Genomic DNA, 786 nt, shown 5'->3' with positions numbered 1-786 from the left:
TCGATCCAGCCGCTGGAAAAGGCGATCTCCTCCGGGCAGGCCAGCCGCACGCCCTGGCGGTGCTCGAGCACGCGCACGAACTCGGCGGCCTGCAGCAGGCTGTCGGGCGTGCCGGTGTCGAGCCAGGCATAGCCGCGCCGCATGCGTTCCACATGCAGGCTGCCCCGCTCCATATAGATGCGGTTGACGTCGGTGATCTCATATTCGCCGCGCGCCGAGGGCTTGATGGCCCTGGCGATGTCGACCACCTCGGCATCGTAGAAATACAGCCCCGTCACCGCCCAGTTGGATTTGGGCTGCCTGGGCTTTTCCTCGATCGAGGTCGCCACCGCATTCTCGTCGAAGCCGACCACGCCGTAGCGCTCCGGATCGGTGACGTGATAGGCGAACACCGTCGCCCCCTCCCGGCGGGAGACGGCCGAGCGCATCAGGCCGGGCAGGCCCGCCCCGTAGAACAGATTGTCGCCCAGGATCAGCGCCGAGGGCTCGCCGCCCACGAAGTCGGCCCCGATCACGAAGGCCTGGGCCAGGCCGTCCGGGCGCGGCTGCTCGGTATAGCTCAGCTTCAGGCCCCATTGCGAACCGTCGCCCAGCATCTTGCGGAACAGCGGCAGGTCGTGCGGCGTCGAGATCAGCAGGATTTCGCGAATGCCCGCCTGCATGAACGTGCTCAGCGGGTAATAGATCATCGGCTTGTCGTAGATCGGCAGCAATTGCTTCGACACGATGCTCGTCATCGGATAGAGCCGCGTGCCGCTCCCGCCGGCAAGAATGATACCGCGCATA

Annotated in this window: 1 protein-coding gene; it reads right to left on the bottom strand. The window is 66.0% G+C overall.

Translation table 11 applies throughout. The features are described from left to right. The coding region (gene rfbA, locus J8I29_RS29660; RefSeq protein WP_209434424.1) for a glucose-1-phosphate thymidylyltransferase RfbA at positions 1–785 on the bottom strand (785 nt) is incomplete at its 3' end. Position 786 lies beyond the last annotated feature (1 nt).

The organism is Labrys sp. LIt4 (genome assembly GCF_017813775.1).
Taxonomy (GTDB): Bacteria; Pseudomonadota; Alphaproteobacteria; order Rhizobiales; family Labraceae; genus Labrys; species Labrys okinawensis_A.
This window is presented reverse-complemented; position numbering and strand designations above follow the sequence as displayed.